The organism is Noviherbaspirillum sp. (assembly GCF_036846085.1).
GTDB lineage: Bacteria > Pseudomonadota > Gammaproteobacteria > Burkholderiales > Burkholderiaceae_D > Noviherbaspirillum.
On the sequence record NZ_DAIUCO010000241.1, the window covers coordinates 1 to 8,245 of the forward strand.

Genomic DNA, 8,245 nt, shown 5'->3' on the forward strand with positions numbered 1-8,245 from the left:
ACGTATACCTGGGGGCGACTTCGGGGCACGTGCGGTGGAATATGCGGATGGACATAACGGGCATTTGCGATTTTATATATCGGGGGTGGTGCGGGGTGCTAACCTGTGGCAGGTTAACATTGCTCGGAATAGCCTTACGCACGGCTCCTTCTCCCCTGGGAGGGGGAGGAAACCCGCCGGCGAATATTGAATACGATTTTTCGGAACAATGGCTGGCGTCGTACAGGCAACGCAAACAACTCTCCACACCCATGCCCGACATCATTCGCTTCTACCACCAGGGCGCCATCCGGACAATCGAATCCGGCGCGCCGACCCGCACAGTGCTGCAGCACCTGCGCGAGGACCTGCATTGCACCGGCACCAAGGAAGGCTGCGCCGAGGGCGATTGCGGTGCCTGCACGGTGGTCGTCGGCGAATTGCGTGACGATCGGCTGGCGTTGAAAACCGTCAATTCCTGCATCCAGTTCATGCCGACGCTTGACGGCAAGGCCCTGTTCACCGTCGAGGATGTCAGACCCCGCGGCGCGGCGCTGCATCCGGTGCAGCAGGCGATGGTCGAGTGCCATGGCTCGCAGTGCGGTTTTTGCACACCCGGTTTCGTGATGTCGCTGTGGGGACTGTATCTCAACCATGAGGACGGTGCCGCACCGCCGCAACGCAAGCAGATCGATGCAGCGCTGTCGGGCAATCTCTGCCGCTGCACCGGGTACCGCCCGATCATCGACGCCGCGCGCCGCATGTTCGAACTGCCGCCGGTGTCCCTGGACACCGGCGCGATCGCCGATGCCTTGCGGCCCTTGCAACGCGATCGTGCGCTGCGCTACGACTACGAAGGATGCCGCTTCGATGCGCCGCGCTCCCTCGACGAGGCGCTATCCATGCGCGCCGACCGGCCCGATGCCTGCCTGCTTGCCGGTTCGACGGATGTCGGCCTGTGGGTGACCAAGCAGATGCGGGATCTCGACGACTTCATCTATCTCGGCGAAGTGGCCGAACAGAAGGCCGTGACGCGGTCCGCCCGGCAACTGGAAATTGGCGCCGGCGTGTCGCTGGAGGACGCCTATCGTGCGATGTCTGAATTGTATCCGGCGGAACTGGCGGACATGTGGCAACGCTTTGCCTCCCTGCCGGTGCGCAATGCAGGCACGCTGGGCGGCAACATCGCGAACGGATCGCCGATCGGCGACTCGATGCCCTGGCTGATCGCCCTCGGTGCCGAGGTCGTGCTGCGCAGCCGGACCGGGGAGCGGGTGCTGCCGCTGGAAGACTTTTATCTCGGGTATCAGAAAAAGGATCTGCGCCAGGACGAACTGGTCACGGCGATCCGCGTGCCCTTGCCGCAGGACGGACTGCGATTTCGCACCTACAAGCTGGCGAAGCGGTACGACCAGGATATTTCCGCCGTATGCGCCGCCTTCGGCATCACGCTCGAGGGCGATCGCATCGCCACCTGCCGCATTGCCTTCGGCGGCATGGCGTCGACGCCGAAACGTGCGCTCCTTGCCGAAGCTGCGATGCTGGGGCGGCCCTGGGATGAATCCACGCTGGATGCAGCGGCCGCCATGCTGGAACAGGATTATTCACCGTTGACCGATATGCGTGCGTCCGCTGCCTACCGGATGACGGTGGCGAAAAACCTGCTGCGGCGCTTTTGGTTCGAAACCCGCGCCGATGCGCCGCTGCCGGCCACGGCGCTGGATGTGTTTGCCTTCAGGACCGCAGGAATGGAAGGAGGATGCGATGAACAAGCCGGGTGAAGCTGTCTTCGACACAATCGCCGCCTGGAGCGAGGTGGGCCGGCCGCATCAGCATGAATCAGCGCGACTGCATGTGCTGGGCGAAGCGGCCTACACCGACGATATCCCGGAGCTGCAAGGCACGCTGCATGCGGCATTCGGATTGTCGCAGCAGGCGCACGCCCGCATTCTCGGCATCGACGTCGATGCGGTGAAAAAGGCGCACGGCGTGGTCGCGGTGCTCACCGCCGCCGACATTCCCGGCGTGAATGATTGCGGTCCCATCGTGCATGACGATCCCATCCTCGCCGACGGGCTGGTGCAGTATGTCGGTCAGCCGGTCTTCCTGGTGATCGCCGACAGCTATGACAATGCGCGCCGCGCCGCGCGTCTTGCGCGCATCGAGTACGATCCGCTGCCTGCCATCCTGACGCCGAAGGCGGCGCGCGACGCGCGATCCTTCGTGGTGCCGCCGATGCGATTGCAACGCGGCGACGCGCAGCGTGCGCTGGCACAGGCACCCAAACGCCTGCAAGGCGTGCTGGATGTCGGTGGCCAGGAGCAGTTCTACCTGGAGGGCCAGGTCGCCTATGCGATTCCGAAGGAAGACCGCGGCATGCTGGTGTACAGCTCGACCCAGCATCCGTCCGAGATGCAGCATGTGGTGGCCCATGCGCTCGGCCTGCATTCGCATCATGTCATGGTCGAATGCCGGCGCATGGGCGGCGGCTTCGGCGGCAAGGAATCGCAGTCGGCGGTGTGGGCGGCGGCGGCAGCGATCGCTGCCGCGCATCTGAATCGCCCGGTCAAGCTGCGCGCCGACCGCGACGACGACATGATGGCGACCGGCAAGCGGCATTGCTTCTATTACGAATACGAAGCCGGCTACGATGATGATGGCCGCATCCATGCGGTGCGCCTGGAAATGGTGACGCGCGCCGGCTATTCCGCCGACCTTTCCGGTCCGGTTGCGACCCGCGCGGTATGCCATGTCGACAACGCGTATTACCTGTCGGATGTCGATATTTCGGCGCTGAGCGGCAAGACCAACACGCAGTCCAACACCGCCTTCCGCGGCTTCGGTGGACCGCAGGGCGCGATCGCAATCGAGTACATCATTGATGACATTGCGCGCCACCTGGGGCGCGATCCGCTCGATATCCGGAAAGTGAATTTCTACGGCCGCAGCAACGGCGGCGACGGCCGCGACCTAACGCCCTACGGCCAGCGGGTCGCCGACAATGTGCTGCATGAACTCGTCGCGGAACTGGAGGATAACGGCGACTATCGCCGGCGGCGCGCGGCGGTACGCGACTTCAATGCATCGAGCCCGGTGCTGAAGAAAGGCATCGCCATCACGCCGGTGAAGTTCGGCATTGCTTTCAATGTCACCCACCTGAACCAGGCCGGCGCGCTGGTGCATGTGTATGTCGACGGCTCCGTCCTCGTCAGCCACGGCGGCACCGAAATGGGCCAGGGCGTACATACCAAGGTGATGCAGGTGGTAGCGCATGAGCTCGGCATCTCCCTCGATCGCGTGCGCATGGCGCCGACCGATACCGGCAAGGTCGCGAACACCTCCGCCACCGCCGCCTCCACCGGCGCCGATCTCAACGGCAAGGCGGCGCAGGATGCCGCCCGCCGGATACGCCTGCGACTGGCAGCTTTCGCTAGCGAGCGCTATGGCGGCAGCGCGGAGGATGTGGTGTTCGCCGACAACAAGGTTCACGTGAACGGCAACGAATATGCATTTTCCGTACTCGTCGGCATGGCATACCTGTCGCGGGTGCAGCTGTGGTCCGACGGTTTCTACGCCACGCCGGACCTGCACTGGAATGCGGCCACCATGACAGGCAGCCCATTCTCGTATTTCGCCTACGGCGCGGCGATCTCGGAGGTGCTCATCGATACGCTGACCGGCGAATGGACATTGTTGCGCGCCGACGTGTTGTACGATGCCGGCCGTTCGCTCAATCCGGCCATCGACATCGGCCAGGTGGAAGGCGGTTTTATACAAGGCATGGGCTGGCTGACCACCGAGCAACTGTGGTGGAACGACGCCGGCAAACTGATGACCCATGCACCGTCGACCTACAAGATCCCGGCCGTATCGGACTGCCCGGCGGATTTCCGGGTGCGGCTTTTCGAGAACCGCAATAGTGCGGACAGTATCCATCGCTCGAAAGCGGTAGGCGAACCGCCGCTGCTGCTGGCCTTTTCGGTATTCTTTGCTATACGCGACGCTGTATCGGCGGTCGGCGAATACCGGTTCAACCCGCCATTGAATGCGCCTGCCACCGGCGAGCAAATTCTGCATGCGGTGGAACAGGTGCGTGCGATGCACGGAGGAAGGCGAACATGAACGACTGGCTATCCGCGCTGCTTGCACAGCATGGTCCGGCGGTCCTGGTGACGGTAGCCAGGTCCGAAGGCTCGGTGCCCCGCGAGGCCGGTGCCAAGATGCTGGTCACCGAGGACCGCTGCTTCGATACCGTCGGCGGCGGCCACCTGGAATTTTCAGCGATCGGGATCGCACGCCGGCTGCTCAGCGCGGGAAAGAAAGGGATGCCGCGCATCGAACGGCTGGCGCTCGGGCCGACGCTCGGCCAATGCTGCGGCGGCGTGGTGCATCTCGCCTTCGAATATATCGATATCGACGCCCATGCCGGCTTCGTCACGCTCGATATCCGGCGGCGGGCAGACGTCGATTGCTGGCGACTGGTTCCCCTCGACGGCCCGGAATGCGCACTGATCGCCACAGCAGATGCGGCCCCGCCCGGGATCGATCTGCATGCGGTCAGGCAATGCCGCCTCCTTATCGATGCCGCGGGACGCCACTGGCTGATCGATCCCTGCCTCGGCGGCGAGCCGCATCTTTACCTGTTCGGCGCCGGTCATGTTGGCGCGGCGATTGTGCGGGTACTGGAAGGCGTTCCCTGCCGCATTACCTGGGTGGATGAACGCGAGGAATTGTTCCCGCATGCATTGCCGCCCCAGGTGGCGATGGAAGTCACCGACACGCCGGAAGCCTTGATCGACACGGCGCCTCCCGGTACGAGTTTTCTGGTGATGACCCACAGCCATGGGCTCGACCAGCGACTGGCGGAATCCATCCTGCGCCGTGCCGACATCGGCAATGGCACAGGATGGTTCGGCCTGATCGGATCGCGCACCAAGCGCATCCAGTTTGAACGGCGGCTGCGCAATATCGGCATTGCGCCGGAAGTGCTGGCGCGAATGATCTGCCCGATCGGCATGCCCGGCATCGAAGGCAAGACACCGGCCGTCATCGCGGTAGCGGTCGCGGCACAATTGCTGCAGGTATGGGAACAGCAGATGGCGGCTATGCACGCGCCGGGCGAAGAGCGAACCGCATGAAAAGCGAATTGCAGATCCACCGGGGCAGCGTGCTGCACTATACCGGCGACCCCAGGCTCGACAACCATGCATGCCGATGGCATGAGGACGGATTGCTCACTGTCGCTGACGGTCGCGTGGTTGCCGCCGGCGACTATGCGGCGCTGAGAAATACATTTCCGCCGGATGCGCCGGAGCATGACCATCGCGGCAGGATCATCATGCCGGGATTCATCGATACGCATATCCACTATCCGCAGACCGACATCATCGCATCCCCGGCACCCGGCCTGCTGCCCTGGCTGGAAACCTACACCTTCCCCGCCGAACGCCGGTTCGACGATCCGCAGCATGCGCGCGAAGTCGCCGCCTTTTTCCTCGACGAACTGCTGCGCTGCGGAACTACCACCGCGATGGTGTACTGCACCGTCCATCCGGCATCGGTCGATGCATTTTTTACCGAAAGCGCATCGCGCAACCTGCGCATGGCTGCGGGCAAGGTCATGATGGACCGCAATTGCCCGGTTTTTCTGCAGGACAGCGCGGAAGCCGGCGCGCAGGACTGCGAACGGCTCATCCGGCGCTGGCACGGGCGCGGCCGCCAGATGTATGCGATCACGCCGCGTTTCGCGCCGACCTCCACCCCGGCGCAACTGCAGCTTGCCGGAGAACTGGCACGCGCCTATCCCGATACCTATGTGCAGACGCATGTCGCGGAAAACACCGATGAAGTCGCCTGGATGAAAGCCCTATATCCCGATTCGCGCAGCTATCTCGATGTCTACGATCGCCATGGCCTGATGCGTGAGCGTGCCATGTATGGCCATTGCATCTGGCTCGACGACGTCGACCGCAGGCGCATGGCCGAGACAGGATCGGCGGCAGCGCTGTGTCCCACCTCCAACCTGTTCCTCGGCAGCGGCCTGTTCGATTTCAATGCGGCGGATGCCGCCGGTGTGCAGCTATCGCTCGCGACCGATGTCGGCGGCGGCACCTCGTTCTCGATGCTGCAGACGATGAATGAAATCTACAAGGTGGGTCGCCTGGGCGGCACCCACCTGCCGGCCAGCCGCATGTTCTACATGGCGACGCTCGGCAATGCGCGCAGCATGAGGCTCGAAGGAACTATCGGCAATTTTGCGCCGGGTACGGAAGCCGACTTCATCCTGCTGGACCCGAAAGCGACACCTTTGCTGGCACGCCGCACCGCGCAGGCGAAGGATCTGGAGGAATTGCTGTTTGCGCTTGCGATGCTGGGGGATGACCGCGCGATCGCCGCCACCTTCGTTGCGGGAGACATTGCACATCTCCGGACCGCGGTTGCATAGGATGCGCAGGCAGTCACGATCAGCATCGCATCGCGACGAAGACAGCGCCTACAGGAAAGCGCCGATCTTTTGTACGACCGCATCCCGCACCGAACCGCTGGTCACGAAGGAGCGCGCAACAGCGATGTCGTCATGGAACCAGCGATCGCCGTCGAGGCAGGCCGCGATCTGCCGGCGCACTTCGTCGTAGGCAGCCTGCGTGCCCTTGCCGAGAACGAACCCGTCCAGCGCCTCCTCCGTCATCGTAAGCCCCTGCGCCGCCAGCAGCATTTCGACGCCGACGATGTATTGCGTGTTGGCCACCACGGTGGCCGCCTTCCGGGCACACCAGGTGGAATTCGAGATGTGATCTTCGCTGTTGCCCTTGGCTGGGATGCTGTCGACGCTGCCCGGCATGCAGAGCGTACGGTTTTCCATCACCAGCGCGCTCATCGAGCACTGCACCACCGGGTAACCGGTATTGACGCCGCGGATGCCCGACATCAGATTGCGCGGCAGGCCCCATGACATGCCCGGATCGATCAGCCGCGCGATGCGGCGCTCGCAGATGCTGCCGAGATCGGTGATCGCCATCGCCAGCAGGTCGGCCGCCTGCGCGAGGTACTGTCCGTGAAAATTGCCGCCTGAAATGATTTCGAAGCCGCCGCCGTCCTTCGGAAAGATCAGCGGATTGTCGGTGGCGGAGTTGATCTCGCGGGCGATGATGCCGTCGATGTAGTCGAGCGCATCGAAGACCGGGCCGTATACCTGCGGCGCGCAACGCAGCGAATACACATCCTGTATGCGCGGCGTGTAGGCGATGTCGGCGCGGCGCACTTCCTCCGGCAGTTGCACGGCGCGCGCCGTATGGATCGTCCTGGTGGACCCGGCCAGCAGGGTGCGGATGGCGGCGGCCGCCTTGATCTGGCCCGGATGCGGACGTGCACGATGGATGCGTTCGTCGAAGGCCGACATCTCGACCCGCATCGCCTCCAGCGACAGGCCGAGCGATACGCAGGCGTCGGTGAGCAGATTGCGCGCGTCGCGGGCGGCGAGCAGCGCGACCGCGAGGGAAACGGTGCAGCCGTTGATCAGTGCGGACGCATCCTTCGCCTGCAGCTCGAATTTCACCTCGCCGATGCCCGCCTGCCGGATTGCCTCCGGCGCCCGCATGCGCGCGCCCTTGTAGATCACTTCCGCTTCGTCGAAGCCGGCGATCGCTGCCGCGAGATAAGCAAGCGGCGCCAGGTCGCCGGACGCGCCCACCGATCCCTTCTGCGGCATCAGCGGATGGATGCCGGCATTGATGAAGGCGAGCAATCTGTCGACAACCTCGACACGCGGCGCGGAGTAGTTGCTGGCAAAGGCGTTGGCACGCAGCAACATGGTCGCGCGGCTGACCTGCTCATCGAACGGCTCGCCCATGCCGGCGGCGTGCGCCTTGATCAGTTGCGTCTGGAACAGGCCGATGTGCTCGACCTTGACGCGGGTGTCCTTCAGCAGGCCGACGCCGGTGTTGAAGCTGTACATCATCGGCGCATCGTCGTGCATCCAGTTCGCTTCGATGTAATCGCGGCTTTCCTTCAACGCGGCGCGCGCGGTGCCGGCAAGCGTCACGGTAATCGAGGTATCGCGGGCGACAGCAGCGACCTGGTCGGCGGTGAGGGTGAAGCCGTCGATGGCGAGTGTGGTGGACATGGATTTGCTTTCCGAATTTTTGGGTGCGCAACACTCGAAGTGTACGCGCCTCGACTACGGGCTCCTTCCCCCTCCCAGGGGGAAGGCAGGGATGGGGGTAGTGAGATTGAGCAAGTGCGTACAGTAGCTCAACCTCACTACCCC

Annotated in this window: 5 protein-coding genes; 4 read left to right on the forward strand and 1 reads right to left on the reverse strand. The window is 63.9% G+C overall.

The features are described from left to right. Window positions 1-251 precede the first annotated feature (251 nt). From xdhA to guaD, 4 genes are read left to right on the forward strand one after another with little or no spacing between them, the layout of a single operon-like run. Window positions 252-1,760, forward strand: coding sequence for a xanthine dehydrogenase small subunit (gene xdhA / locus V7080_RS21040; RefSeq protein ID WP_334190347.1), 1,509 nt, complete (start codon window positions 252-254; stop codon window positions 1,758-1,760). Continuing rightward, window positions 1,744-4,101: a xanthine dehydrogenase molybdopterin binding subunit gene (gene xdhB, locus V7080_RS21045; protein WP_334190348.1), complete on the forward strand. Its 2,358-nt coding sequence runs from the start codon at window positions 1,744-1,746 to the stop codon at window positions 4,099-4,101. Before xdhA ends, xdhB begins: the two co-directional genes overlap by 17 nt. Continuing rightward, window positions 4,098-5,117: a xanthine dehydrogenase accessory protein XdhC gene (gene xdhC / locus V7080_RS21050; RefSeq protein ID WP_334190349.1), complete on the forward strand. Its 1,020-nt coding sequence runs from the start codon at window positions 4,098-4,100 to the stop codon at window positions 5,115-5,117. Before xdhB ends, xdhC begins: the two co-directional genes overlap by 4 nt. Continuing rightward, window positions 5,114-6,424: a guanine deaminase gene (guaD, locus tag V7080_RS21055; protein ID WP_334190350.1), complete on the forward strand. Its 1,311-nt coding sequence runs from the start codon at window positions 5,114-5,116 to the stop codon at window positions 6,422-6,424. Before xdhC ends, guaD begins: the two co-directional genes overlap by 4 nt. 48 nt (window positions 6,425-6,472) lie before the next feature. Here guaD and V7080_RS21060 read toward each other — a convergent pair whose 3' ends face one another. Further along, window positions 6,473-8,101: an HAL/PAL/TAL family ammonia-lyase gene (locus tag V7080_RS21060; protein WP_334190351.1), complete on the reverse strand. Its 1,629-nt coding sequence runs from the start codon at window positions 8,099-8,101 to the stop codon at window positions 6,473-6,475. Window positions 8,102-8,245: the final 144 nt, after the last annotated feature.